Consider the following 25,836-nt stretch of genomic DNA (forward strand, 5'->3'; position numbering starts at 1 on the left):
ATGGACCTACATACCCTTCCTGAGCGGATCAAAGCCCACAAATCGGCACTGGTCAACATCATAACGCCGCCTATCTGTACCGAGCGCGCAGAGGCTTACACTCGGGCGTATCAGGCAAATGAAGACAAACCTGTGATTGTGCAACGAGCGTTGGCGTTACAAGAGCACTTACGCACTCGTACCATTTGGATTAAGCACGACGAGCTGATTGTCGGTAACCAAGCGAGCAAAGTACGCGCTGCGCCGATCTTCCCTGAATACACGGTGCGTTGGATTGAAGCGGAAATCGACGAACTGGCCGACCGACCTGGGGCTGGTTTTGCGGTAAGTGAAGAAGACAAACAAAGCATTCACGCCATTACGCCATACTGGCGCGGTAAAACGGTTCAAGATCGCTGCTATGGACTTTTTACCGACGAGCAACAAGAGATCCTAGCCAGCACCATCATTAAAGCCGAGGGCAACATGACTTCGGGCGACGCGCACCTTGCAGTGGATAACGAAAAAATCCTGAAGATCGGTATGAACGGTCTGCTGGATGAGGTTCGTCAGCATCGAGCTAATAACGACGTGTCGACGTATGAAGGGTTGAAGAAAGAGCAGTTTTATAAGTCCGTCGAAATTGTCTTGCTTGCGATTCAGGAGCACATGGTGAGTTACGCCGATCTCGCTCTGGAAATGACACAAAACGAAACTCGACCAGAGAGGAAAGCGGAACTGGAGACAGTCGCAGAAAACTGTCGTCATGTGGCTTTCCATGCGCCAACCAACTTCTGGCAAGCTCTGCAACTGAGCTATTTTGTGCAGTTGATGTTGCAAATTGAATCGAATGGCCACTCTGTTTCATTCGGTCGGATGGACCAGTTCCTAAACGACTACTACGTGCGTGATCTTGAAAGTGGCGCGATGAACAAAGCGTTCGCCCTTGAGTTATTGCAAAGCTGTTGGTTGAAATTGCTTGAAGTAAACAAGATTCGCTCTGGCGCGCACTCAAAAGCATCGGCAGGTTCTCCTCTGTATCAAAATGTCTGTATCGGTGGCCAAAAGCTGAATGAGAATGGAGAACCTGAAGACGCCGTAAATCCGCTATCTTGGGCGATTTTAGAGTCTTGTGGTCAGCTACGTTCCACACAACCGAACTTGAGTGTTCGCTATCATGAAGGTCTGAATCAAGAGTTCTTGATGGGCTGTATTGAAGTGATCAAATGCGGATTCGGTATGCCTGCATTCAACAACGATGAAATCGTCATTCCAGAATTCATCAAGCTAGGTGTCGAGAAAGAAGACGCTTACAACTACGCGTCTATTGGCTGTATTGAAACCGCTGTTCCAGGCAAATGGGGTTACCGTTGCACGGGCATGAGCTTCATTAACTTTGCGCGTATTTTACTGGCTGCGCTTAACGAAGGTGTGGATGCAACGACGGGCAAAGCCTTCTTGCCGCATGATAAGTCGTTGGCAAAAGGCAACTTCGAGAGCTTTGAGCAAGTCACCGCTTCTTGGGCGAAGCAAATTCGCTACTACACACGTAAATCGATAGAGATCGATACCGTAGTCGACAGTGTGCTTGAGCAGCAAGCGCAAGATATTTTCTGCTCATCGCTGGTGGATGACTGTTTGGCGCGTGGTAAAACAGTAAAAGAAGGCGGAGCGAAATACGATTGGGTATCTGGCCTGCAAGTGGGCATCGCCAATTTAGGTAACAGTTTGGCGGCGATCAAACATTTGGTGTTTGAAGAAGCGCAAATCAGCCAAACGGAACTGGCAAAAGCATTAGAAGAAGACTTCGATGGTATTGAGAACGAACAACTTCGCCAACGTTTAATCAACTTCGCGCCAAAATACGGCAATGACGACGATTATGTCGACCAATTGCTGGCTGATGCTTACCAAGTTTATATCGATGAGTTGGCGCAATTTGTCAACACACGTCATGGGCGCGGACCAATTGGTGGTGGCTACTACGCGGGAACATCGAGCATCTCAGCCAACGTGCCATTTGGCGCATCCACGATGGCAACACCAGATGGTCGAAAAGCGAAAACGCCACTGGCGGAAGGCGCAAGTCCAGCATCGGGCTCTGACCGTTTGGGACCAACGGCGGTGTACAACTCAGTCGGTAAAATTCAAGCTAATAAAATCTTGGGTGGTGTGCTGCTTAACCAGAAGTTAAGCCCAGCGGCTGTCGCTTCAGAAGGAGATAAGCTCAAGCTATCGATGCTGATTCGTACCTTCTTTAATCACCATAAAGGTTGGCACGTGCAGTACAACATCGTCTCTCGTGAAACCTTGCTGGCAGCGAAGAAGAACCCTGAGCAATATCGTGACCTTGTCGTGCGAGTTGCGGGCTATTCAGCCTTCTTTACCGCGCTGTCACCAGACGCGCAGGATGACATCATCGCCCGTACCGAACACGAGTTGTGATGGCCTCAACCCCGGTTAATGCAGAAGGCACCGATTGGTGCCTTTTTGTTTACTCTTCAATGGTTATGCCACTAGAGCCGGGAAGCTGCGACACAAAATTGGATCCCATGAGCTTAGATGGGGTGTATACACCGGCTTCAGGCTTCGTATGTAGCAGGTGTTCTACAATCGCCAGAGATCCCGTTACGGTTAAGCTATAGCCATTGGCCGTTTGTACTCGTGCTGTTTTGCTTTGTCCGAGCTTGTTGCTTGCTTTACCCCATACGTATGTGGGTAATTGGTTTCTTTGCTCCTCATTCGGTCCTTTTACGGTTCTTTCAATACGGCTTTTTATGAGGCTTTGTACCCAGGTTATGCCGAGAAGGGGGCGAACCCAATTCGCTCGTTTAGCGTTTTTTATCATGTTTGGCGATCCGGGAATAAAAACATCAATATTCTCAATCCCCGTGGTGTAATAGGCGGTTGAAACATCGCCCCACGGAATGGTCATCGCAAGTTTTTCGCCGTCACCAAAATCAATGTTGCGAACTTTATACGCTAGCGGAGCGGTGGTGATTTTTCCGTTAAGCCGCACTTTACCGCCTTGAGCCAAACCTTCGACAGACGTTTTCGCCGTGCCCGGAGAAAAACCAGAGCGAGAGTCAAAACCGAGAGACAGGTGTGTTGCATCTGGTAGCGCAGCTTTCAATGTGGCTGCAATGCAATCCGTTGGAATAACATCAAAACCAACACCGGAGCACAATACGACACCAGCTTCGTTTGCTTGTGATTGCAGCGTTTGTGCAAACTCAAATACAGAGATCTCACCTGTAATATCGAGATAATGTGCGCCAGCTTCTAGGCTCGCTTTCATCATCGGTTTTGCCGTCGAAGAAAAGGGCCCTGCGCAGTTTAATACCAGTGAGGAACCCGAAATATGTTGGACCGCGCTGCTTTTATCCTCAAGAGAAAAAGCAAGACTTTGCAGCCCTAGTTCAGCCGCTAGGCTTTGTACTTTCTCTAAACTTCTACCTGCAAGGATTGGGTGGTGACCTCGTTTTACGGCCTCTCTCGCAATCAGCTCGCCTGTATAACCATTGGCTCCGTATATGATCCAACGATCTGGGGATGATGCCGGTGTGTTATCTTTCATCAAAAAGCTCCTATCAATGCCTGCTTAAAGAGGTTTCTGGTCATTGGCTTTTTCTTGTTGAATTGTGGTCAAGCCTTGTTCGAATGTGGTGATTTGAAAATCTGGAAAACGAGTCTGAAACTTATCCGAAACAAAAAGGTTGTCAGATTCGTAGCGAGGCAAAAGCTCGGCTGCATCTCGAATGGTTTGATTAAATCGCCCAGCTAGCCACAATTGCCAGCACTTGATGACTTTGTATTTCGGTTGAACGTTAAAAACCTTTGCTGCAACAGCGATAAACTCCCGATACGTCAGTCGACGATCATCGCAAGGCAAATGCCAAGTTTGTCCGTAAGCATCGGGCGTATTCCCAATTAGCGCCATCGCTCGGCTTGCGTCTGGCGTATAAATTAAGCTGCGTTTGGTGTCATCACGTAAAAACACTTTTGCGCTCTTTTGGTTAAGTAGATTATCGATAATGGCGGAATTAGTGATGCTTTGCGTTTTCCCCGGGCCGTAAAACTCCGGAGCGCGACAGATAACGGCTTCGATTTCTCCTTTATTCATCGATTCTAGCAGCATGTCAGTAATGACCGCACGAATTCGACCTTTTTCTCCATTGGGCTGAAATGGTGCATCTTCTTGTTGAGGTGTATCCGTTTGCGGGTACATGTAGGTATTATCAAAGTAAACAAGCTTTGCTTGATGAGTTTTACATGCGGCGATGACATTACGCATCATTGTTGGCCACTGTTCCACCCACAGTTGAGTATCCATTGGTAGCCCTGCAGTAAGGTAAACGATACTAGAACCTTTTACGGCATCTGATGTTTGTTTCGCGTCGAGCAAGTCCGCTTTTACCAGTTGATCCGTCTCGTTGACTCGATGTGGATTGCGGCTCACCAATCGGATGTCGCTCGTAAAGTCTCGTTTTAGGCTTAATGCCAGCTCACGGCCAATTTGCCCACTTGCACCCAATATCGTTTGCATTCACCAATCTCCTGCTGTGTTACTTTGATATTCATCCTAACGTTAAAGTTAGGTTTAAGGTCAACCCACATTTTGAAGATAAATTGGATTGATTTTTTATTGAGTATAGAAACAAAGAGATGGCACACCTGAGCTAAGGGCGAATGGTTTTTACAAACTCAATTTAGTGGCTGGCAGGGGAATTGGCGAATCTTTAACCCAACATCAAGAGTAAAGCTTCGCTTGTTAACATTGCTTTGATTTGGTGACGGTCTTATTTTTTATTTGAGGGATTTTCTTTGGTCAGAATCGTTTGACCAAGTTGAGACATGACGCGTTTTGCATTCATTGCACAGTCCATGTCATCTGGCTTAGCTTCAATCTCTTTAAGTACTTCTTTTAACTTGCTTTTACTCTGCGCAATTTTTCGCTCAAGCTCGTCGAGCTCTTGGATTTTTTGCTGCAAGGTTGTCAATAACTGATGATGATCCCAGTTAGAAAGGTCGGATGGCAGTAAGGCACTTAGTTCATCCAAACTGAAGCCAGCTTGCTGACCCGTTGTGATCATGTCCAGAATCATTAGTGCTTCTTGCGGATACTCGCGGTACCCGTTGGCTTTACGGGTCACGGTTTTTAGCAGCCCGATGCGCTCGTAAAATCGAATACGCGAGGGAGCAAGGCCAGTTTTTTGCGCCAGTTCGCCAATTTTCATATCAAGCGTGTCTCATTAGGTGGATAAAATAACCTTACCATTTCTGAATATTCTCGCCAGTTTGGTGCTCGGTCGATTCGTTTCTTGCTTTCTTACCGTTACAGCTTATGCAAAATTTCCACGCATTTCTTTGTGACGTCGTCGTACTCTTTTGTCATGTAAGCGGTGGTGATGGCACCTTCTTTCATGATGCAAATGGCATTGAGTAATGATGTGTTGTCTGATTTGAGATAGCGTTGAATTAGCTCACGAACCTGTTGTTTATGGTGGCGGCAATACGTTGCAATCTCGCCGCGGTCGTCACTGAATTCGGCGGACGTGTTGATGAAAAAACAGCCGCGAAACTCGCCCAATTTTTCCTCAGAACCATGAAACCAGCCGTTAAGCGCGGTAAACAACTGGTCGATCACGTCTGTGCTCGATTGTGCTGATGACAGTTTCTCCTCTAGCCACGCCATGAAGATTTGGTGGCGTTGTTCTAGTGCGGCAAGGATGAGCGCTTCTTTGCTTTCAAAATGGCTGTACAGCGTGCGTTTAGCCACGCCAGATACTTTAAGGACTTCATTGATGCCAATGGAGTTGATGCCCTGTTTGTAAAACAGCGACAACGCGGTATCGATCAATAACTGTTTCTTTTTGTTCATAACTACGTCCTCAAAAAGTTCTACAAACACATATTGACAAAGGTAGACAGGTTTGTCTATTTTAATTTGTAGACAATTCGGTCTACTTTGAGGTGTTTATGAATAATTTAATTTTATCGTTGGTCGCGGGGCTTGGTGCGACATTGGCTATTGGTGTGTTGTCTTACGCCGAGGTGTCTCTTACTGAGGTTGTACTTCTCATGGCGCCATTTGGTGCTACGGCGGTGTTGGTGTTTGGGGTGCCTAGCAGCCCTCTCGCTCAACCAAAAAATGTGATCATTGGTCACTTCATTACGGCATCTATCGGTATTGCGTTTAGCCAATATGTTGAGGTCACGCCAATCACCCTCGCGATTGCGACTGGGTTAGGAGTGTCAGCAATGCTGATTACGAAGACAACGCATCCACCTGCGGGCGCAAATCCAATCTTGATCATGGCATCTGGGCAGGGGTGGAGTTTTCTGTTCACGCCCGTATTGATTGGCGCGGTGGTGATTGTGCTGGTTGGTAAGGCGTTGCAGTTGCTACAGAGTCAGTACTTAAACCCTCGTTTGAACGGTCAAAAGACCTAATTGGGTTGCAAGTAAGGCCGCATTAGGGGATGACCTCTTTTGCGGCTTTTTCTTTTCGTGGATGCTTAAAAATAAAATCTGATTCTCTCTTGGTATTCAGTCGTATACATAAAGATGCTAGTTAAATTGGTATACCACTATGAATAGAATTCACCCCAAGAAGCTATTGCACAGCAAATGGACGGCGACGTCACCTAAAAATAAAGAGAAGCACTTTGTCGTAACTGAAATGGAACTGGATGAAGACGGCAATGTTGTGAAATGTGTCATTGAGGCGGTTATGAGTAAACGTGAGCAAGAGATGAACTGGCAAGAGCTGAAAGACCCAGAGCTATGGCGGCAGGGCTGGAAGTAATGCACTTTGTTGAATTTTTTCCTAGGTTTGAAATCGAAAGATGGTACTTAGCTGATAGGCAACGGTCTGTGTATCTGCTACGTTGAGTTTGTTCGCTATCAACTAAAAAGGAATGACTATGATCGATTTCGACAATTCATCAGTGTTTAAGCTTAAACCCATTGAGGTATCAAAAGTTAGGGAAGATTTTCACAAGTTTCTTATTGATGGCGAGTCGGTATTTGCGGGCTTTAAAACGGTTCGCGACCAAGTGGTGTTTACCAACAAGCGAGTGATTGCGGCGAATGTGCAAGGGATTACGGGCTCAAAAGTGGATTACACGTCGCTGCCTTATAGCAAGATCAATGCATTTTCTATCGAGACGTCTGGTACTTTTGACTTAGATTGTGAAATTGAGTTCTTCATGAGTGAGGTGGGAAGAGTACGTTTTGAAATTAAAGGTTCGTTTGATCTGATTTCTTTCAACCGTATGGTTAGTGAGTATGTACTAGCGTAAGGGAATAGAAATGAGAGCTTCATTGAGAGACAAAATAATAGAGGTCTGTGACAAAAAGATCGAAAGCAAAGGTGAGCAGGTTGGGCTCTCATTTTATGCGTTTTTCGCCAACAAAAATGATGATCCTGAACAGTTGATGGAGGCGGCTACGTGGTGGATTCAGACCCATCGGCTCGACCACTTCGAAAAAGCAGTAAAAATCAAATCAATGGTGGAGTCTGGTATCTAAATTAAAAAAAAGAAATAAAGAAAGCAGACAAATGCCAACAACGTCGCGGATAAAACAGGGTAGATAATATAAGAGTCCTGTTTATTGGTTCTTTGAAAGCACAGAGAAACGAGTAAGACGTTGTAGACGACGAGCAGCATACTGATCATGGTCCCACTGTTAAGCGTTAAACTGGACAGCTGAGTTAAGAAAAACGCCAATAAAAGGTAGTCGAAGACAATTAACCATAAAAAGGCTTTCTTCAACAGATCGCGTTTTTTGTTTTCGGAAGGTGTTATGTGCATATAGAACTCAACTAAAAAGTCACAGTAACAGAGGTTTCAGTTAGAAAGGTCACCATCAGGCGAGGTGACCTTTTGAGGTTATAATTCTTGAATATTTACTTCGTTGGTGGCCGTATCACCCGAGTAATTGATGACTTCTTGTCGAATGACTGGTTGGTTAAATTCGGCTTTATCTTTCGCTTTTTGCAGTTCACTTTCTTGGTGGTTACCAAAAAGAGTTTCGAGTACTTTGGCTGCTGGCGTCGTTAAAACGAACAGCTCGATACGGCGGTTTTCGCTTGAATCTGGTTCATCAGGGTTAAGCAGTGCTCTATCCGACATGCCTGTGACCTGCATGACTCGATCATCCGGCATGCCACCTTCAACCAGCGTATTTCTTGCGACATCAGCTCGAGATGCAGATAGCGCCCAGTTTGATTGACGACCAAAGCGTTTTTTAAATGGAATCGCATCCGTATGTCCGCTGATGATCAGTGGGTTGTTCACACGCTGAAATACAGGCGCAAGTGCAAGTAATAAGTCTTCGAAGAAAGGGGTCAGCTCTGCGCCACCACGACTGAACATATGCTGTTTGTAATCATCTTGAAGGACGATACGTAGGCCTTGTGGGGTCACGGTGACGTTGACATTTCCTTGTGCGTTAATCTGAGCGGTCATTCGTTCAATGACTTTCGCCAACGCTGCAAGTTGCTCCTGAGTATCGAAGTTACCAGGAATCAACGAGTCGATTTCTGGCCCATCGCCGTCACCTCGAAAGTATGAGCTTACCACGTGGTTGGAATTGTGTTTACTTGGCACAGAAGAGTCCTGTGCCAAGTCAATAGGAGAGATACTTTGTGAAGTATCAAATGGATTACCGTAACTCTTGTCGAATACGCTTGAGCTATGTAAGTGGGCGACAATTGCTTTACGCTCTTCTTTGTCTACCACTTGCATAACCCAAAGCACAAGAAACAGCGCCATTAGGGCGATCATGAAGTCAGCAAACGCGACTTTCCACGCGCCGCCATGAGGTTCATCATGGCTGTGTGCTTTGGCACGTTTGAACACTACATGCTCTTGTTTTTGCATTATCCCTCCTGTTCAGCTAACCACTTCTCCATTTGGTTGAATGTTGGTTTGATGTCTAGCTGAATATGTTTACGACCAGCGTCAATGGCGAGCAATGTCGGCTTCTTCGCTACGTAGGCAACCAAGGTTGCGCGTACGCATTCAAAAGCAGTCATATTACGTTTTACTCGCTGAGCCATGGCGTTACTTAGTGGGTCTAAACCACAGTAACAACCGAAAATACCAATGAATGTACCTACGAGAGCTGCTGCAACGTGATAACCAATCATAGCGATTGAGCCATCAATGGCCTGCATGGTGATAATAATGCCACCAACTGCTGCAAGAATACCGAAGCCAGGTAGTGCTTCTGCTGTACGCTGTAGTGAGCGTGAAGGCAAAAGCATTTCGTTTTGGATAGCTTCAATTTCTTGCTCTAGCAGTCCCTCTAATTCATGAGGCGACATTTGTCCCATTGCCATTAAACGTAAATTATCAGTAATGAAAGAAATTAGGCGATGATCCTCAGCAATCGTCGGGTAAGCGAGAAACATAGAGCTCTGTTCTGGCGACTCAATGTGAGAGTCGAGAAACTTATAACCACGGTTGCGCGCTGTCTCGAGCAAGTTATTGAGCAGCGCCATTAATTCCATGTAGTACTCATGCTCTTCTGTCGGGCCTTTGATGGTCGCAGGCACTTGGCGACGCATTTCTTTCAGTACGTGAGGTGGGTTACCGATGATCAAAGAACCAGCAGCAGCGCCAATGATGATAAGGAATTCGGCTGGTTGCCAGATAGCGCCTAAGTTACCGCCGGCCCACATGTATCCACCGAAGACGCACACCAGGATAGTGAGGACTCCAAAAAACTTTTGCATCTTGTGACTCCTAAGAGGACATTAATTGGTTGAGTTGTTTCAGCGCTTGTTTGTGAAGCTGACATATACGAGGTGGTGTCAGATCCAATACCAGAGCTATTTCGTGTAAGTTGAGTTCATGTTGATAGAACAGAGTAAGCAGCAATTGATCACGCTTCGGCAATTTGCCTAAAGCGCTATCTAAACTACGACGAATATGCTTATGTTCCATGCCATCATATTGCCCGCCAATATAGCTATCACCACTGCTTTCCATCAGTTGGTCAAGGCTTTGCATCTCTCCCGCAAGGGCGGCATTTTGGCGGTTGTAATAGTCCTGCTCATTCGTCCCCAAGGCTTGGATGATTTCTGCATCCGTGGGCATCCGACCTAAAGAGCGTGTGAGATCTCGAGTCACGTCATTGAGTTCGTGAGCCTGTTGGCGAGTTTTACGTGAGCGCCAATCTAGCCGGCGCAATTCGTCTAAAATTGCACCTCGAACACGACACACGGCAAAGGCAGGGAAATGAGGATCGTCAACATCGCCGTATCGGCGTCCAGCTTCAACTAGAGCGATAAGGCCAATTTGCTGCATATCTTCAATACTACAGTGAGAAGTGGCATGAACACGTAGCTGGTTAACGACGCGTTTCACCATAACTTGATGACGTTGCAGCAGTGCATTTTCGTCAATTGGGCGTGATGGCGTCGTCACTTCCTCTTCTGTGGTATAGGTGTCTTGTATATTCATGTCTAACATGGTTGTGCTCCGTTATTGCACAACATATTTAGTCAACAAAACATCGTCGATTTCGCGAACGATGTCTGTCTTAGCAAAAGCCAGTAAAAGCGTTTGTTTTACTTCGTTTTGCAGAATATCGATGGCACCCGCTTGCTGTAACTCATCAAATGTTTTGTCGCTAAACAATTTTAATAATGAGTTTTGTACCATTGGCATGTATTCATCAATGTCTTTGATGCGCTCAGGACGGCGTGTTTCAATCGCTAGTTCTAGCATGACAAAGTGAGTCTGCTTTTTACCTTTTACGGTTAAAACGACTTTGTCTAAAGGATGGAAGCTAGGACCTTTGCTTGTCGGTTCTTCTGTGACTAAAAATGACAATGGAGAATCATCGATCAAGGAACCAGAGTCAGGGGACTCTTGAGCGTGTTTGTTTAAGTACCAGATTCCGCCCATAATCGTGGCGGCCGAAACGAGGGCGCTGGTGATGATCATGGCGATAAACAGGGCGATCATTTGTTGTTTGGTCATAACCTTTTTCCTCGAGGATTAACTAGGCTTGAGTGTTCAGCCAGTGTTCTGAATAGTTTGTTGTTGTGGTTTGGAATGCACCAGATTCTCGTGCTGCGAAAATAGTGGCGTCTTCTTCATTTGTATGTTGGTCATTGCGACTCTGGCTTTGATCAGAGCCCACGTTGACATCGACATGGACGAAGTTCTGCTCTTGCAGTTCTGTGCGCAGACGCTCAGACACTTGCATTAAAGCTTCTCGTGTTGCGGCTGTATTGGCATTGATGTGCACGCTTAGTCGGTCGCCTTCAACACGTACAAGTAAATCCAGCTTACCTAAATCCGGCGGGTCGAGGCGGATTTTGGCTTCTTGTACATTTTGTTGCGCTTGAAGAGTCACACGGTCATGCAGAACTTGCATCATTTGCTCTCCCCATTTTCCAGCACTGGTGTCAACGCGCACAGCCGCCCACTCAGAGCCTTGAGTTTGAATATGACTCGTGGCAACGGCGGTGTTCGGGGCTTGTGGCGTTGGTGTTTGTCCTTGGAGTGGTGAGGCCGTTGGTTGCCCTTGAGCTGGTTGACTCAATAGGGTCTGAAAGTCGGCACTGGAGATTGATAGACGCGAGTTCGATGACATCGGTTGGCTTTGTTGCACCTCTTGTTGCTTTGGAGAAGTGTTTAGCAAGGCGTTATTTGAGTCTTGTGTTGCAGACTTAACGTCGTTAGCTACCGCTAAAGGCGGAGTTTTTCCGAACTGACCCGGCTGCTTTTCGGCCATAGTGAGCATACTCTGGGTTAGAGCCTGAGCTTGCATAGCAAGATCAGGTGATTCTGTTGAACCCAGTGTACTTGTCAGGTGAGCATCTGCTTCAGAAGCCGAGTGTTCGTCAGTATCCGAACCACGATCATACGCCTTTTCTTCGCTGTCCAAAGCTGGAGCGGTAAGATGAAAACTCGGCACGGTTGAAGCTGAGGCGAAACCTTGGCCGTCATACTGGCTATGCTCAGACATAGGGTTATGAGAAAAACCGTGTACAGCTCTTGCTTGTTTTATGTTGCCTTCATGGCTAGGTGATGCATTGCCGGATATTTGAGTTGAAGGAGATACGATCATTGAGTTAGCTCCATGGTCATCGCTAATTGATAGGCCATAGCGCGCTCTTGATGGTCATTGACCATGTTCATCTCTTTTTCTAACTCGTTCTTCGACTTTTCTAATCTAGCGAATGCATCAGCATGAACGGTTTTGGCACGTTGAATTTCAGGTGCAAGCTTAGGATCCTTCAAAAAAGGTTTGTGACTGATCAATAGCTCTCGCAACTGCAAGTCATAGCGCTTAAGCGCATGCCAATCTGCTGTTTTTGTAGCGAATTGGATGAGCTGAGATAAATGACGAAATCGCTCTGGCGACACTTTATGCTTGTTGTCCAAAATTCATCCAACCTTCACGAATGTTACCCATTACACGCTCGACATTAACCAAGCGATTCGCATCGTTCTGCACGCTGGCGTAATAAAGCTCAACTTGGCAGAAGTCATACAGCTGGCGTAAGTTTTCAGCAATTTCGCCACCATTCTCATCATCTAGAGCGCTTGTGAGCCCAATCAAGATGTTCATGCATTTGTTGATTCCGTTACCTTTCTCAGCCAAGCGATTCGCAGCCAAATGGCCACGAATACGTTCAACTTCATCAAGTAAGCCATCGATCAACATAATGACTAATTGGTGTGGGTTTGCTGCTGCCGCTTGCGCGTCGAGATCGACTTGTTGGTACGAGTCATAGCCAGAGTCCATAAGCATGAGATATTCTCCTAAAGCCTTAGCCAAACATTGACATGGTTTGGTTCATTTGGGTCATTAATGTATTCATTTGAGTGAACTGTTTTAGGTAACGCTTGTACGACATGTCGTATTTACGCTCTAAAGTAGTTTGTTTATCTGAGATGCGATCAATGTTTGCTTGTAGCGATTCTTTACGAGATTTGAACGCTCCAGAAGAGAATTTGAGGAATGGTTCGACCATAGCATCAATAGAGTCGAGCAAAGCGCCGTCGCCATTGAACATCGCTTCCAAGCCCGCACCGTTGTTTTTTTGTGCCTCGGCAAACTTTTCTTGGTCCACTTTCATTTTGCCATTGCGGTCCAATGTCACACCGATTTCGCTCAAGCGCATGCCGCCGTGCTCACCTCGAACCAGGCTGGTTAACTGGCTTTCAATCGAACGCATAGTTGGATCGCTTGCCAAAGCGCCTCGCTTTTTATCTTCGCCGCCGATTTGCGTGTGCTCATCAATCGCAGATATCAATGTGTTGTAGGCTTCTACGAACTTATTGAGCTGCTCTTTTGTTGCTTCGTCGTCAGCTCCGATACCTAAACCAATAGCGGTTTCTCCTGAGGTTTGAGCCTTGGTAACGGTAATATCTACGCCATCGATAACACCTTCAAATGTATTGCTTGAGTTTGTTAGTTTTAGCCCAGTTCCTTCTGCTCCTAACCAAATCACAGCATCCTGTGGAGCACTTATCTGATTGAGGTTTGTGAATGCATCTTCAAACCAGGCTTGGCCAGTACCTGACGCCGATACGTTGATTTGGTTAGCTACACCAGTTTCAGTGCTTGAAAGCATAAAGTGAGTCTGGCCGTTTGAGCGCACTAATGTTGCATTTACACCTGGGTTATCGCTGTCGTTATTAATTGCAGTCGCTAAGTCACTTATTGTTGCTGTACCATCACCGTCGGTATCGACTGTTGATAGATCAAGTGTCATCGTTTCACCGTTGATGGTGAATTCGAGAGTTCCTGAAGTCGGAACCTCTGTAGTGGCGTCAAGGTCTGCAGGCATGCCTGTAGAGACTTGATGTGATGTTGCAACTTGTTCAACGAAAATCTGGTAGCTACCGGATAGCGCTTTTGCGTCAGCATTAGCTGTAAAGTAACCTTCTTGAGAAATGCTTGTTGAGTTTTTAATGATGCTGCTAGTACTGCTGTTCATCTCTTTGAGAGCAGTTCGGAACTCACGCATTGCACTTTCAACTTTGCCCAAGGCAGATAACTGAGATTGGTATTTATCGGCTTGTAGCTGATAGCGCTGTTTAAATGGTTGAACGTCGTACGTAGCCAACTTAGTTGCCATGGATATTGGATCTAATGAACTCACGAGCTTATTCCCTCTCTCATCGGTAATTGGCGTAACTCTATGCCTGGAATATATGTCTTATCGCAAGATACGTGCCCAATTAAAATGAGCTTTTAAAACATAAACTTACGATGTTATTTGGATTTGAGAGGAAGTAGATTTTCCACCTAGTGTGTTCCGCCTTCCTCTAGAAAACATCTAGTGTTTCCTTATAAGACAAGGCGACTAAAAAACTAAATTATTTAATCCACTTTAGGGGGAGGGAGTTTAAGTAAACTATCAATAGTGCGGTATTTTAGGTTCTTCCTGCTATTTTATTGGGACTATTCCTACATAGTGGGATGTCGCTTTTTGGTATCTTTAACTTGGTATGTATTTGGTGTTTGAAGATATTTTTCCAACGTTAGTTTAACACTTAGATAAGAACGGCAGAAATGAATGAATTTGTTTTGCGACTGATGAAATGTGCTCGATCTTACGAAACGTTTATTAGTGCTAAGTTATTGAGCAAACAAAATATTAATTCAGATGAACTAGCAAGTATCCTACAAGAAGCGATATCCAAGTTCCCTGAGTTGAAAACATATCAGCAAGGACAGGGAAGCGAGACAGTTGAGTTGGAGCTATTTAATAAAGTGCTTCATAATATAATGCGGAAAATAGGTTTTAGAGTACCGGAAGAGCAACGTGGGAATAAAAGCTATATTTATATTCGCAGGTGATAAAAAAGCCTCCTATAGGGAGGCTTTTTATTTTGGTATATTTTATTTCTAGTTCGTTATTAACGAAGTAGAGACATTGCCATACCAGGTAGCTGGTTAGTTTGAGACAGAACTGTCGTACCAGCTTGCATTAGCATTTGGTTCTTAGTCATGTTTGAAGATTCTACAGCGAAATCTGCGTCCATGATACGGCCTTTAGCAGCAGAAGTATTCTCAACCATGTTACCCAGGTTAGTCATAGTGTGCTCAAGACGGTTGATGTTCGCACCAAATTGAGCACGAGTAGCACCGATATCTTCCACTAGACCAGCTGCGCCACTGATTTTATCAAGAGCTGCTTTCGCTTTAGTTGTATCACCGATACCGTCTGTGATTGCTGCGTCAGCAAGAGTCGCTGCAACTTTCTGGATGCTTGCAGATGCGTCAACATCTAGAGTTTCAGCAGAAGAAGCACCGATTTGGAAGGTAACTGCACCAGCTTCAAAACCACCACCAGTTGCTAGTAGTTTTTGGCCACCAAAAGAGGTGTTGTCCACGATGTTCTTTAGTTCAGCTGTAAGCTGTTTAAATTCTGCGTCCATTGCCGCGCGGTCTTTATCGCTGTTTGAACCGTTCAAAGACTGTGTTGCTAGGTCGTTCATACGGTATGTGATGTTAGTCATCTCATCCATTGCGCCTTCAGCTGTTTGCATCATAGAGATGCCGTCTTGAGCGTTACGCATTGCTACTGACATACCACGCGTTTGTGCTTCTAGACGGTTAGCAATTTGAAGACCAGCAGCGTCATCTGCAGCTGAGTTTACACGGTAGCCTGTGCTTAGACGTTCCATTGCGGTGTTTAGAAGACCGCTTGTGTTGTTCAGAGTGTTTTGAGTTACAAGCGATGCGTAGTTAGTGTGCATTGATAAAGCCATCTTAGTCTCCTTAGTTAGTCACTATATCTTTCAGGCCTCGGGATATTCCCTAGTCACTAACTAGAGGCGGTCGGTCAGCTTTAATGATTAATTTGAAAATTAAAAAATTCCTAAAAAAGATCAAAATTGATGATTTTTAGTGACTTGTATTCCATGAAAATACAGATATAACATCAAATAACCTGAATAAGCCTGACTTAATCAGGGAAGCTGTCATCTATCAATATTGTCGTTCTTCGTTATAAATAAAAAAAACAGCGCGAATAATTCGCGCTGTTTTATAAAGATTAATAGTTAGGATTCTGTCATTCCTCACCAAAAGATTGAAAAGAGAGGGAGGTCGGGATGTCACTGAAATAACCAAAGTAATAATTGGCCCCTAACAAGCGATAGCGGTTTAGCTCTGTTTGGCTCGCTACTCGCCCGGCTACCCAAGGGTATTTGTGCTTTCTTAAGAACTTAGCAATCGGTAGGAAAGCATGTCTTTCTTCTTTATCCTCTAACGTGACTGATAGTTTGATCATATCGGGACTAAAGTCAGCGACTCGTTCGAAGTTCACTTGTGATGTCGCGACTTCAAACCAAAGTGAGTAGGCGTTTTCTCTTAACTTCTCTATCAGCGCTGAGACTTTATCATAGGCGCATAGCGTTTTGTCTGCTTGAAGAGAAGGAATCACATGTTGAAAAGCGCAAGAGTGAAACTGAATCATCTGTTCGAGAAAGTATATGCCTGGTTCCCATAGTAATGCGTCAATTCTTATCGGCACGACGACGTTACTGATTAAGTCGGGGTGAAAGGCTTCTAGCTGAAACTGTGTTTGTCGCAATGCGAGATAAAGGCTGAACAAATCTAGGCAGTACTGCATTTGTTCAGAGAGTTCGAATTGATAGACGCTTTGTTCGCCACGCGTGCCAAATCTCAACGTCAGGTGTTGGAATTCTACCTCGCCTGATTGAGTCTCGCGAATGGCTTGGCACGCGTGTTGAATGTCATTGTGCTTTAAAGCATCAAATACTAATTGATCGTCATCCGTGACGATATGTTGTACTGCGAGACCAACCAAATGTTCGTACATCGCATGTGTTGAAATAAGATTAACCAAGGTTTCCTACCACATTGATTTGTTTGTTTTCTGGAATTTCGTTGTAAGACAATACTGCCAGTCCTTGCGTAAATGTGCGTGCGTAACGAGCCAGAAGTGGACGTAACTGAGGCATAACGAGAAGAATCGGAGGTAATCCCTGTTGTTTGAGCTGTTGTCTTATCAGTGGCAAGTTTTGTTGGAACTGACCAAGAATATTTGGCTCAATTGGGAAGCTGTCTAACATTACTGTACCAGAAGATTGTGCTTGTTGTAGCGAAGTCAGTAGCATTTGTTCTAGTTCATCAGAGAGAGCATAGACATTTAATTCGTTTTTCTGTCCCGCAATCAGGTTTACGAGCGTGCGTTTTAGTGCGCAACGCACATCAGATGCCAGTAAAATCGGGTCTTTAGTGTTTTCCGCGGACTCCAGCATCGTGTTAGCAATCGTACGAATATCTTTTAGTGGCACTTGGTCTAGTAACAACTGGCGATATACTTTGAGTTGCTGCGCAGGGTTAAGTGCCGCGGCTAGGGCTTCGGCTAACTTCGGTGCTTGCTGTGTCAAACGTTGCGTCATAGCTTCAACATCGTCGTGCGTAAACAACTCAGCAAGGTTTGTTTTCATTATCTTGCTAATATGAGTCGCGATGACCGTGCCATCATCGACCACTTGATAACCCATGTTCAGCGCTTTCGCTTTGTCTTGATGTTCAATCCACACTGCTGGTAATTGGTAAGCAGGATCACTGCCCAAAATACCATCTACTTCACCGTACGTTTCTCCGACTGCAATCGCCATCAAACGTTCTGGCTCGATAAAGCCTTGTTCGATCACTTCGCCATTGAGAGAAATTGTATACTGATTCGGTTTAAGGCTTAGGTTGTCTCGAATACGTACCTCTGGTAATAAAAAGCCGACTTGTTCAGATAGGTTACGGCGCACACCGCGAATACGCTGTGATAAAGGTGCACCTTGTTCTTTGTTGACTAGGTGAACGAGACGGTAACCCAGGGAAAGTGACAACGTTTGAACATGAGGAATATCTTCCCACGTAAGTGGTGTATCGTCCTCTTGCATGGCTTGTGAAAGTGCTTCGACCTCCTCGATTTGGGAGTCTTGCACGGGCTTTTTCGTTTGACGCCAACCCGCGAAAGCTAAAGCACCCGCGAAAGCAAAAAAGGCCAAATGTGGCATGCCTGGTACCATGCCTATCACAGCCATGATGCCTGCGACGGTAAACAGTGTCGCCGGGGTTGCCAGCAATTGTTTTTGCATGGTTTCCGACATGCCATTATCGCTATCATTAATTCGCGTAACGATAATCGCTGCAGCCGTTGCCAATAGAAGTGACGGAATTTGAGCTACTAAGCCATCACCGATTGTAAGTAGTGCGTAGGTTTTAAAGGCGTCAGATGCTGCGAGTCCATGCTCAAAGACGCCGATGCTGATACCACCAATGATGTTGATAAACAGAATCAGCAAACCAGCGATAGCATCGCCTCGCACAAACTTTGAGGCACCGTCCATCGAGCCATGGAAATCGGCTTCGTTAGCGACTTCTTTACGACGCAATCGAGCGGTTTCCTGATCGATAAGACCGGCATTTAAGTCGGCATCAATCGCCATCTGTTTGCCCGGTAAGGCATCCAAAGTAAAGCGCGCAGACACCTCAGAGATACGTTCGCCACCTTTGGTAATTACGACGAAGTTGATGATCATCAAGATAACAAACACCACCATACCAACGACGTAGTTACCGCCAATAACGACTTCACCGAACGCTTGGATGACTTTACCTGCCGCATCCCCCCCATTATGTCCTTCTAGGAGTACGATTCGTGTGGAAGCGACGTTTAGTGTAAGACGCAATAATGTCGCGACTAACAAAATCGTTGGAAAAACTGAGAAGTCTAATGGTCGCTTTGCGGTAGTGCTGACCAGCAATACTAGGATTGCCAAGACGATATTGAAGGTAAACAACGCATCCAATAGCAGGGGAGGCAAAGGTAAAATCACCATTGCCAAAATCATTCGCAAGACAATTGGAATGCCAATGTAGCCTTTGGTTGATGTTTGAAGTTGTTTTAACCGGTTAAGCATACTTTCGTGTCCTTGGATAAACGCGGGTTAATCAGTGCTGCAAATGTTTTGGAATCGAAAAATGAGGCAAAGGAGTTGGCTCTTTTCCTTCACCTTTACGGAAGGCTTTCAATTGCAAAACGTACGTAAGAATATGTGCCACGGCAATGTACAGTTGGCTTGGGATTGCTTGTTCAATCGCTGTGGTGTGATAGATCGAACGAGTCAACGGTGGTGAGTTGATGATCTCCACCTTGTTTTCTCGGGCGATTCGTTGAATGTGCATGGCTGTTTCGTCTACGCCTTTTGCAACCACAAATGGAGCATCAGAAAGTGAAGGTTCGTACTTCAGAGCGACAGCGTAGTGAGTTGGGTTAGTGATGATCACGTCAGCCGTTGGTACCATCTTATCGATTTTACGGCGTGCAAACTGCTGTTGAATTTGACGGATTCGCTGCTTTACTTCTGGGCGGCCTTCGTTATTCTTGAATTCCTCCTTCAGCTCTTGTTTGGTCATACGCAGCTCTTTTAGGTGCTCCCAACGTTGGTAGGGAATGTCTACAACACCAAATAACAATAACGCAAACCCCATCAACAGTAAGCCTTCAAAGAGAATAGACATCACCAGGGAAAAGCCTTGGCTTAAAGGTAAGTTTTGCATACCTAGCAGAGGCTGTAAGTGGTTGTCTAAATAGCCATATAAGATGCCGAAAATAACGGCTACTTTGAACGTGGACTTTAATTGCTCAACCACTGAGCGTGTCGAAAAAATGCGCTTTATCCCACTTAAAGGATTAATTTTGCTCAGCTTTGGCATAACGTTCGCCGGACGGAACATCCAACCGCCTAGTACAAGGCTGCTACCACAGGTCACGATAATAATGACGGTAAACAACGGTAATAACATGTCGATGATTACCGCTAAACTTTGTCCCAATTGCTCGACAAGCTGTTTCGGGTTTTCTAAGTCGGCTCGCGTCAGCATCATGTTGTAGCGAAAAATACCTGACATACTTTCCCAAATGCTATTGAGCTGAGAGTAAAAGTAGAGCGCCACCGCTAGAAATATCACCGCAGTAGTAAACTCTTTAGCACGAGGAATTTGTCCTTCCTGACGTGCTTTTTTTACTTTCTGCGGCGAGGCTTTTTCAGTTTTGTCCTGAGACGATTGATCGCTCATGCGCCCCCCAACATAAAGTTACTCAAGTGTCTGATGGTGTCGTGCACAAGCGCGGTGTAGCGACCCGGCACACCAGATACTGAAATTAATACGCTGAACAGGCCAAGAAGCATCGTCATTGGAAAACCTAACGCATACACGTTGAGTGAGGGGGCGGCGCGATTCATCACACCAAAACTGATGTTGGCTAGGAGCATTGAAACAATAGCAGGCAACGCTAGTGCTAAAGCAGAGGCAAACATCCAACCGAAAATATTTACAACGCCTTGCAGAGAAAGCGATGTGATGCCAGAACCGACCGGCCACACGACAAAACTTTGAATCACGATATCAATGACGAGCAAGTGTCCTTCTAGCGCGAGAAATAACAAGGTTGAAAATATAAGAAATATGCGGCCCAAAATGGCGACAGAAAGTCCGTTGATAGGATCATTCATCATTGCCATACCCAATCCCATTTGCAGAGAAACGACCTGACCAAGCATGGTGAAAACGTTAAAGAGCATGTGCAAAATTAGCCCAAACATCACGCCCCAAATCGCTTGCTCAAAAGCAAGGAATAGAGACGTCATGGAGAACAATTCGACTTGTGGCATTGGTGGCATCAATGGTGCGGTAATCACGACGATCGAGAGTGCCAGTAAGGTACGGATCCAAACGGGAATGATTGCATCACCAAAGAAGGGCATCGAAATAAATATGGCTCCCACACGAAAAAACGGCCACCAGAGTTGACCGAGTATCGCTGAGAGCTCTGCAAATGTGATGGCCATTAGCCAATCATCCCCGGTATGTTGTGGAATAAGAAATCAAACAGTTCCATGATTTTTCGGAGCATCCAATGACCCGCAAAAATCACCATCAATAGCGTAACGAGCAAACGTGGTAAAAAGCTGAGTGTTTGCTCGTTGATTTGTGTGGCAGCCTGGAAAACGGCGATACACAAACCGACAATTAAGCCAGGAACAACCAGTACCGCAACCATCAGAATGATCAGCCATACTGCATCGGAAAATAACGTTACGGTTAGTTCAGGGGTCATAGCATGCTCCTATTTAACCGAAACTGGCAGATAATGTGCCAACCGTCATTGCCCAGCCATCCACGAGTACAAACACCACCAGTTTAAAAGGGAGTGAAACAATCAAAGGCGATAGCATCATCATACCCATTGCCATGAGCACACTGGCGACAACCAAGTCGATAACCAAGAAGGGGATGAAGAGCATAAAGCCAATTTGAAAGGCGGTTTTTAGTTCACTGATGACAAACGCAGGCAAGACAACCGCAAAAGAAATATCTTCAACGTTTTGGTCGAGTGGTTCATTGGCAATGCGCAGCATTTGCTCAAGAGAGCTTTGATGAGTTTGTGCCAGCATGAACTCTCTCACTGGTTTCTCTGCTACAGAGAACGCTTGTATTAGCGTGATTTCACCATTGTCATACGGTTGAAATGCATTTTCATGAATATCGCTCCAAACAGGTCGCATGATCAGCAAGGTCAATGCCAAAGCAATCCCAACCAATACGCGGTTAGGAGGACTTTGTTGAAGACCAAGGGCTTGGCGCAAAATCGCGAGGACGACGATAATCCGAGTAAAGCTCGTTGCCATCAGAATGAATGCTGGAAGAAAACTGAGCGCCGTCATCAACAACAGAATTTGCAATTTAACGCTGTATTCTTGCTGTGTGTCGCCATCAGAAACGGACAGGATAGTTAAGCCGTTGTCAGCCGCCATGGTTGGGAAAGCAAACAAAAGTGACACCAGTACCAAAAGAGGTAACCAACGGTGCCAAGCGCTCAGATTTTTCATTGTGATGCCTACCTAAGATTATTGACCAACGCCACTCAATGCAGAGTCATGTACATCGATCAGACGAAGTCCGTACTTATCATTAACGACGACGACTTCAGCGTGACCCATTAGAGAGCCGTTTACCTTTACGTCTAAAGGCTCACCATTGAGCTTTTCAAGTTCGATAACCGTGCCTTCTCCGGCTTTCATTAAGTCCCCAAGTGGGATTTCTTTGCTTGCAACTTCCAGCGTGACAGTGACAGGAATACTTTTGAAAAAGCTAAGATCACGTTCCGCAGTTGCTGGTTCTTGTTGGAGCGTACTTTCAGCTTCAAAGTCTTCTAATTGAAAGTCGTCAAAGTTCAATTCTTCTGCGTCGAATGCATTTGTTTCTGGCGCTTCGCTCATCGCTGCGGTTCCTTATCAGGGTTAAAGATCAAAACAAGTTGGCCGTCTTGCTCAGCAATACGACCTGTAAATAAAGATTGGTTACCAATGCTGACTGGAACCGTATTAAGAAGCTCAATTGGTAAAATATCGTTAGGTTGTAAGCCTACAACGTCGCTCAACGGCATCTTCTTTTTACTTAAAACAACATTCAGTCGAACAGGCGTTGCCTCTAAAGAGCGACAGAATGGTTGGTACAAATCCGTATCGGGCTGCAGTTCAAGCTGCTCGATCAGTGTTTGAATAAGGTGGCTATCTAGTTTGAGATGAATTGAGCCTTGGTGATCGTCAAACGCGATGTTTAACTGCACGTTAATCCCAATCCCTCGGGGTGCTTCGTACTCACCCATTTCCCACATCTCACCTGGTGCAAGCCAACCAATAATGATACGACTGATTCGCTCTTGTAGGCGGAGATCACTTGCTGTCAGTGTTGTTGCTGAACGCTCAGTGCTGGCACCATAGAACCGATCCGCCAGTTTTATTAACGTGTGAGCATCTCCATGAACAAATACCATGCCGCCCTCTTGGTGTTGATAGGTTGACGTTTGGTCTTTATCCATTTTTATCGGTGTAAAGCGATGCAAGTCTACAGAGGTTAAGCTAGCTTCCACTTTACTCGTACTGAGCCAATTTTGTAATTCAATCGTAAGGCTGGAACAAGACTCTGAAATCAAGCCTTCAAGCTTTTCACGAATGATATGAATAGGTTTGCCTAATAATTCTACATCAAGTAGTTGAATATCAGAAATAGGCTCGCTAACTCTATTTTCCATTTATATTTTACCGTGCGTTAACAATCGAAACTGTTTTAACTTAATGGCGTGTAGTCTACACAGAAATTTTAATGATCTTTTAGTTTCAAACTCTAAGATTGTGACTTTAGTTCACATGTTGCTTTGAGCATATAGTCTTAATCTTTTAATAAAATTTAAAAAGGGTTAGTTTCCTTTATAAATTGCTTAATAAGAAAATATAAAAATATTAAGCGTTTTTAGTTGTTATTAACTTTTTAAAACCATCTTCATGGTGTAACGGCTAATTTAGATAATTAAAATATAAGACATTGTTTTTAAAGCTTAAATCTTGATTTTAAAGGTTTAGCTATGCTCTTGTGAGTATTTTGTAACCAGTTTCAATATTCAGAATAGGTAATTAACATGATTAGCTATGCCAGTTATCACGGCTTAGTGGCATATTTAATCAAATTGATAAGGTCATGGAATTGTAAGATATACATGAATCCTAACGGTTTAATAAATTGTAAAATATTTATTTTTGTCAGTTTGCTAGTGTCTAAGGTGACATATTCAGGTGAGGTTGTGACTATCCCCATGGACCTTTCAAAGTGGACATATAAAGGAAACAACTTTGAATGCAACTTATTGCACTCAAGCACGCCGTATGGGAAGTTTTATTTCCGTTCGGAACCTAACAATAAAACTTATTTTATTTCCGATATACATTATGAAAATAATAAATGGAAAACGATTGCTCTAATAAGTCAAAGTGCCCCTTGGTCTAGTGAGCTTTATAGAAAAGAGTTTGCCACCCTTGATTTTACTAAGCCATCCCAACGATTTGTCTTCAGCAAAGGTGCTGATGAACTCATGGATTTAATTGCTACTGGTAATTGGGTGACGTTGTCACTAAAGGGAAGTAATGCTTCCTCTTTGTCGGAGATTGTGATTCCGACTATTCAAATTCAAAACGAGCTCAAGTCATTTAATGCCTGTCGAGCGCGTTTGCCTAAGCTTTCGTTTTCAGAGGCACGAAATCTTGTTCTGTCTTTTGACTTTGGTCAGAAGGCGCTCAGTCGTAAGCAGCAAGAAACGCTCGCAGCGCTAAATAGCTATGTATCTGTTGATGATCGTGTGACCAAGATCTTAATTGATGGCCACACCGATAACGTTGGTTCTAGCTTGGCGAACCTTTCAGTATCACGTACTAGAGCAGAGCAAGTTGCCGAGGCCTTAGTTGAACTTGGTATTGATAAATCGATGATCGAAACAAGAGCGCATGGTTCTCGTTACCCAATTGCCAGCAATAGTTCGACGAAGGGCCAAGCGAAAAATCGACGTGTAACGTTGCGCCTAGTTAGAGATAACGAGCGAACGGCAGTGAAACACCACCCTGATGTACAACAACAAAATCAACAAACGAAAGTTAAGGTTCAATGATGACGAAAACGAAAATTTTGTTGGTTGAGCCGAATGAAGCTCTTGCTCAACCAGTATTGGATGTGTTGCAAAATGCAGGTTACACCGCAAAACACACTCGTACTGGCCGAGGCGCAATACTTGAAGGGCGAGCAGAAATCACTCTTGTGAGCTCTACTTTACCGGACATGTGTGTCCGCGAGTTTGTTGCTTGCCACCAAAAGCAACGTAACTCTGGTGTTGTTATCGCTATTGTCGATCAAGAGCAGGGAATCTTGGCGGCTGAGACGATGAAATCGGGAGCAACCGATTATCTATTACGCCCATTTGAAGCGAATCAGCTGCTCAATTTACTGAAGCGCGTTGAAGCGCTAGGTAAGCCAATGGCCAACATTGTTGCGGAATCTTGGCGAAGCAAGCAGGTACTGCAATTGGCGCATCGTGCCGCTTGCACCAGCGCCAGTGTGTTAATTACAGGCGAATCGGGAACGGGTAAAGAAGTGCTGGCTCGATATGTGCATGAGCACTCTCCACGTATTGATGGTCCATTTGTAGCGGTTAACTGCGCCGCCATTCCAGAGTCGATGCTAGAAGCGGTTCTATTTGGTCATGTAAAAGGTGCCTTCACAGGAGCGACTAACTCTCAAAGCGGTAAGTTTGAAGAAGCGAATGGCGGGACGATTTTGCTAGATGAAATCGGTGAAATGTCCCCTGCAGTTCAAGCCAAGTTATTACGCGTTCTTCAAGAGCGTGAAGTGGAACGCGTAGGCAGCCACAAGGCGGTGAAGCTTGATATTCGTGTTATTGCGGCAACCAATAAAGACTTACGTGAAGAAGTTCAAAAAGGCACATTCCGTGAAGACCTTTATTACCGATTGGATGTTTTGCCTCTGCACTGGCCTCCTTTGCGTGAAAGAAAAGAAGACATTTTACCGATCAGCCAATTCTTTATTGAAAAGTATCAAGATAGCAGTCGCTGTCATCTATCCCAAGATGCGATCAGTGCGCTGAGTCAGTATCACTGGCCAGGCAATATTCGCGAGTTGGAAAATGTCATTCAGCGTGCATTGGTCATGCGTCATGGTGACTACATTACTGCCCATGATCTGATGCTGCCTATTGAACTTGTTGCGCCAGTTCCATCCGCTGCGCCAGCTTCAAGCTTTGGTCATGTAGAAGCGAAGAAGCAGGCCGAATATCAATTTATTTTAGAAAAATTACGTCAGTTTGGTGGAAACCGAACGAAAACCGCAAACGCGCTTGGAGTCTCTACTCGAGCGCTACGCTACAAACTCGCAGCCATGCGAGAACATGGTATTGATTTACAGTCGGCACTAGGCTCGGCTGCCTAATAGGAG

General features: G+C 45.0%; 30 protein-coding genes. 8 read left to right on the forward strand and 22 right to left on the reverse strand.

Annotated features, from left to right (window positions below):
• The gene (locus tag L3V30_RS14065) at nucleotides 1-2,424 is read left to right on the forward strand and encodes a formate C-acetyltransferase/glycerol dehydratase family glycyl radical enzyme (RefSeq protein ID WP_237309142.1); all 2,424 of its coding nucleotides are present in this window, start codon (nucleotides 1-3) and stop codon (nucleotides 2,422-2,424) included.
• Nucleotides 2,425-2,473: 49 nt separating this feature from the next.
• On the opposite strand, the gene L3V30_RS14070 is transcribed toward L3V30_RS14065, so the two are convergent.
• The 4 genes from L3V30_RS14070 to L3V30_RS14085 all read right to left on the reverse strand — a co-directional run bounded on the left by L3V30_RS14070 (nucleotide 2,474) and on the right by L3V30_RS14085 (nucleotide 5,860).
• Complete coding sequence (locus L3V30_RS14070; protein WP_237309143.1) at nucleotides 2,474-3,556, reverse strand: saccharopine dehydrogenase NADP-binding domain-containing protein; 1,083 nt, start codon at nucleotides 3,554-3,556, stop codon at nucleotides 2,474-2,476.
• A 24-nt stretch (nucleotides 3,557-3,580) separates the two neighbouring features.
• Complete coding sequence (locus L3V30_RS14075) at nucleotides 3,581-4,525, reverse strand: SDR family oxidoreductase (RefSeq protein ID WP_237309144.1); 945 nt, start codon at nucleotides 4,523-4,525, stop codon at nucleotides 3,581-3,583.
• Between the two features lie 253 nt (nucleotides 4,526-4,778).
• The gene (locus L3V30_RS14080) at nucleotides 4,779-5,216 is read right to left on the reverse strand and encodes a MerR family DNA-binding transcriptional regulator (protein WP_109169236.1); all 438 of its coding nucleotides are present in this window, start codon (nucleotides 5,214-5,216) and stop codon (nucleotides 4,779-4,781) included.
• Between the two features lie 98 nt (nucleotides 5,217-5,314).
• A complete protein-coding gene (locus L3V30_RS14085; RefSeq protein ID WP_065646206.1) occupies nucleotides 5,315-5,860 on the reverse strand; it encodes a TetR/AcrR family transcriptional regulator in 546 nt (181 codons plus the stop codon).
• A 98-nt stretch (nucleotides 5,861-5,958) separates the two neighbouring features.
• On the opposite strand from L3V30_RS14085, the gene L3V30_RS14090 reads away from it, so the two are divergent.
• From L3V30_RS14090 to L3V30_RS14105, 4 genes are all read left to right on the forward strand, one after another.
• On the forward strand, nucleotides 5,959-6,432 hold the full coding sequence (locus tag L3V30_RS14090; RefSeq protein ID WP_048625404.1) for an HPP family protein: 474 nt from the start codon (nucleotides 5,959-5,961) through the stop codon (nucleotides 6,430-6,432).
• Between the two features lie 139 nt (nucleotides 6,433-6,571).
• The gene (locus L3V30_RS14095) at nucleotides 6,572-6,787 is read left to right on the forward strand and encodes a TIGR02450 family Trp-rich protein (protein WP_237309145.1); all 216 of its coding nucleotides are present in this window, start codon (nucleotides 6,572-6,574) and stop codon (nucleotides 6,785-6,787) included.
• A 118-nt stretch (nucleotides 6,788-6,905) separates the two neighbouring features.
• Nucleotides 6,906-7,283, forward strand: coding sequence for a PH domain-containing protein (locus tag L3V30_RS14100; RefSeq protein WP_005396583.1), 378 nt, complete (start codon nucleotides 6,906-6,908; stop codon nucleotides 7,281-7,283).
• A gap of 10 nt (nucleotides 7,284-7,293) precedes the next feature.
• Nucleotides 7,294-7,512 (forward strand): DUF6500 family protein, encoded by a 219-nt coding sequence (locus tag L3V30_RS14105; RefSeq protein ID WP_054866829.1) that lies wholly within the window; start codon nucleotides 7,294-7,296, stop codon nucleotides 7,510-7,512.
• Here L3V30_RS14105 and L3V30_RS14110 read toward each other — a convergent pair.
• The 9 genes from L3V30_RS14110 to fliD all read right to left on the reverse strand — a co-directional run bounded on the left by L3V30_RS14110 (nucleotide 7,509) and on the right by fliD (nucleotide 14,116).
• Nucleotides 7,509-7,796, reverse strand: a complete 288-nt coding sequence (locus L3V30_RS14110; protein ID WP_031780567.1) for a hypothetical protein — start codon at nucleotides 7,794-7,796, stop codon at nucleotides 7,509-7,511. The genes L3V30_RS14105 and L3V30_RS14110 overlap by 4 nt on opposite strands.
• Nucleotides 7,797-7,874: 78 nt before the next feature.
• Complete coding sequence (locus L3V30_RS14115) at nucleotides 7,875-8,867, reverse strand: flagellar motor protein MotB (RefSeq protein ID WP_005396581.1); 993 nt, start codon at nucleotides 8,865-8,867, stop codon at nucleotides 7,875-7,877.
• Nucleotides 8,867-9,724, reverse strand: coding sequence for a flagellar motor stator protein MotA (gene motA, locus L3V30_RS14120; protein ID WP_005396580.1), 858 nt, complete (start codon nucleotides 9,722-9,724; stop codon nucleotides 8,867-8,869). The genes L3V30_RS14115 and motA overlap by 1 nt, the downstream gene beginning before the upstream one ends.
• A 10-nt stretch (nucleotides 9,725-9,734) precedes the next feature.
• Nucleotides 9,735-10,463 (reverse strand): FliA/WhiG family RNA polymerase sigma factor, encoded by a 729-nt coding sequence (locus tag L3V30_RS14125; protein ID WP_237309146.1) that lies wholly within the window; start codon nucleotides 10,461-10,463, stop codon nucleotides 9,735-9,737.
• Nucleotides 10,464-10,475: 12 nt separating this feature from the next.
• On the reverse strand, nucleotides 10,476-10,976 hold the full coding sequence (locus L3V30_RS14130; RefSeq protein ID WP_005398533.1) for a flagellar basal body-associated FliL family protein: 501 nt from the start codon (nucleotides 10,974-10,976) through the stop codon (nucleotides 10,476-10,478).
• Between the two features lie 22 nt (nucleotides 10,977-10,998).
• The gene (locus tag L3V30_RS14135; protein ID WP_237309147.1) at nucleotides 10,999-12,072 is read right to left on the reverse strand and encodes a flagellar hook-length control protein FliK; all 1,074 of its coding nucleotides are present in this window, start codon (nucleotides 12,070-12,072) and stop codon (nucleotides 10,999-11,001) included.
• Nucleotides 12,069-12,389 (reverse strand): hypothetical protein, encoded by a 321-nt coding sequence (locus L3V30_RS14140; protein ID WP_005398525.1) that lies wholly within the window; start codon nucleotides 12,387-12,389, stop codon nucleotides 12,069-12,071. Before L3V30_RS14140 ends, L3V30_RS14135 begins: the two co-directional genes overlap by 4 nt.
• Nucleotides 12,373-12,759, reverse strand: coding sequence for a flagellar export chaperone FliS (fliS, locus tag L3V30_RS14145; protein WP_005375014.1), 387 nt, complete (start codon nucleotides 12,757-12,759; stop codon nucleotides 12,373-12,375). The genes L3V30_RS14140 and fliS overlap by 17 nt, the downstream gene beginning before the upstream one ends.
• A 19-nt stretch (nucleotides 12,760-12,778) precedes the next feature.
• The gene (gene fliD, locus L3V30_RS14150) at nucleotides 12,779-14,116 is read right to left on the reverse strand and encodes a flagellar filament capping protein FliD (protein WP_104970451.1); all 1,338 of its coding nucleotides are present in this window, start codon (nucleotides 14,114-14,116) and stop codon (nucleotides 12,779-12,781) included.
• Between the two features lie 413 nt (nucleotides 14,117-14,529).
• Between fliD and L3V30_RS14155 the strand changes: the two genes are divergently transcribed.
• Entirely contained in the window at nucleotides 14,530-14,817 is a 288-nt protein-coding gene (locus L3V30_RS14155) for a hypothetical protein (RefSeq protein WP_053807552.1), read from the forward strand.
• 59 nt (nucleotides 14,818-14,876) lie between these two features.
• Here L3V30_RS14155 and lafA read toward each other — a convergent pair whose 3' ends face one another.
• The 9 genes from lafA to L3V30_RS14200 form a co-directional block, all read right to left on the reverse strand.
• Nucleotides 14,877-15,731 (reverse strand): lateral flagellin LafA, encoded by an 855-nt coding sequence (lafA, locus tag L3V30_RS14160; RefSeq protein WP_053807553.1) that lies wholly within the window; start codon nucleotides 15,729-15,731, stop codon nucleotides 14,877-14,879.
• 305 nt (nucleotides 15,732-16,036) lie between these two features.
• Complete coding sequence (locus L3V30_RS14165; protein WP_047009608.1) at nucleotides 16,037-16,807, reverse strand: EAL domain-containing protein; 771 nt, start codon at nucleotides 16,805-16,807, stop codon at nucleotides 16,037-16,039.
• Nucleotides 16,808-16,826: 19 nt separating this feature from the next.
• A complete protein-coding gene (flhA, locus tag L3V30_RS14170) occupies nucleotides 16,827-18,917 on the reverse strand; it encodes a flagellar biosynthesis protein FlhA (protein WP_237309148.1) in 2,091 nt (696 codons plus the stop codon).
• Nucleotides 18,918-18,948: 31 nt separating this feature from the next.
• The gene (flhB, locus tag L3V30_RS14175; RefSeq protein WP_237309149.1) at nucleotides 18,949-20,076 is read right to left on the reverse strand and encodes a flagellar biosynthesis protein FlhB; all 1,128 of its coding nucleotides are present in this window, start codon (nucleotides 20,074-20,076) and stop codon (nucleotides 18,949-18,951) included.
• The gene (gene fliR / locus L3V30_RS14180) at nucleotides 20,073-20,849 is read right to left on the reverse strand and encodes a flagellar biosynthetic protein FliR (RefSeq protein WP_237309150.1); all 777 of its coding nucleotides are present in this window, start codon (nucleotides 20,847-20,849) and stop codon (nucleotides 20,073-20,075) included. The genes flhB and fliR overlap by 4 nt, the downstream gene beginning before the upstream one ends.
• A complete protein-coding gene (gene fliQ / locus L3V30_RS14185) occupies nucleotides 20,849-21,118 on the reverse strand; it encodes a flagellar biosynthesis protein FliQ (RefSeq protein ID WP_005375036.1) in 270 nt (89 codons plus the stop codon). The genes fliR and fliQ overlap by 1 nt, the downstream gene beginning before the upstream one ends.
• A 13-nt stretch (nucleotides 21,119-21,131) precedes the next feature.
• Nucleotides 21,132-21,890, reverse strand: a complete 759-nt coding sequence (fliP, locus tag L3V30_RS14190; protein WP_005398045.1) for a flagellar type III secretion system pore protein FliP — start codon at nucleotides 21,888-21,890, stop codon at nucleotides 21,132-21,134.
• A gap of 18 nt (nucleotides 21,891-21,908) precedes the next feature.
• Nucleotides 21,909-22,280 (reverse strand): flagellar motor switch protein FliN, encoded by a 372-nt coding sequence (fliN, locus tag L3V30_RS14195; RefSeq protein WP_005398044.1) that lies wholly within the window; start codon nucleotides 22,278-22,280, stop codon nucleotides 21,909-21,911.
• Nucleotides 22,277-23,095, reverse strand: coding sequence for a flagellar motor switch protein FliM (locus tag L3V30_RS14200; protein ID WP_005398043.1), 819 nt, complete (start codon nucleotides 23,093-23,095; stop codon nucleotides 22,277-22,279). Before L3V30_RS14200 ends, fliN begins: the two co-directional genes overlap by 4 nt.
• Nucleotides 23,096-23,479: 384 nt before the next feature.
• Here L3V30_RS14200 and L3V30_RS14205 point away from each other — a divergent pair, with 384 nt between their 5' ends.
• Both L3V30_RS14205 and L3V30_RS14210 read left to right on the forward strand, forming a co-directional pair.
• Nucleotides 23,480-24,499 carry an OmpA family protein gene (locus L3V30_RS14205; RefSeq protein WP_139060533.1) on the forward strand — a complete coding sequence of 340 codons (1,020 nt, stop codon included), beginning with the start codon at nucleotides 23,480-23,482 and terminating at the stop codon, nucleotides 24,497-24,499.
• Entirely contained in the window at nucleotides 24,499-25,830 is a 1,332-nt protein-coding gene (locus L3V30_RS14210; protein ID WP_237309188.1) for a sigma-54 dependent transcriptional regulator, read from the forward strand. Before L3V30_RS14205 ends, L3V30_RS14210 begins: the two co-directional genes overlap by 1 nt.
• Nucleotides 25,831-25,836 lie beyond the last annotated feature (6 nt).

The sequence above is a fragment of the Vibrio sp. A1-1 genome, from assembly GCF_021728175.1.
In the GTDB taxonomy this organism is placed as follows: Bacteria; Pseudomonadota; Gammaproteobacteria; order Enterobacterales; family Vibrionaceae; genus Vibrio; species Vibrio diabolicus.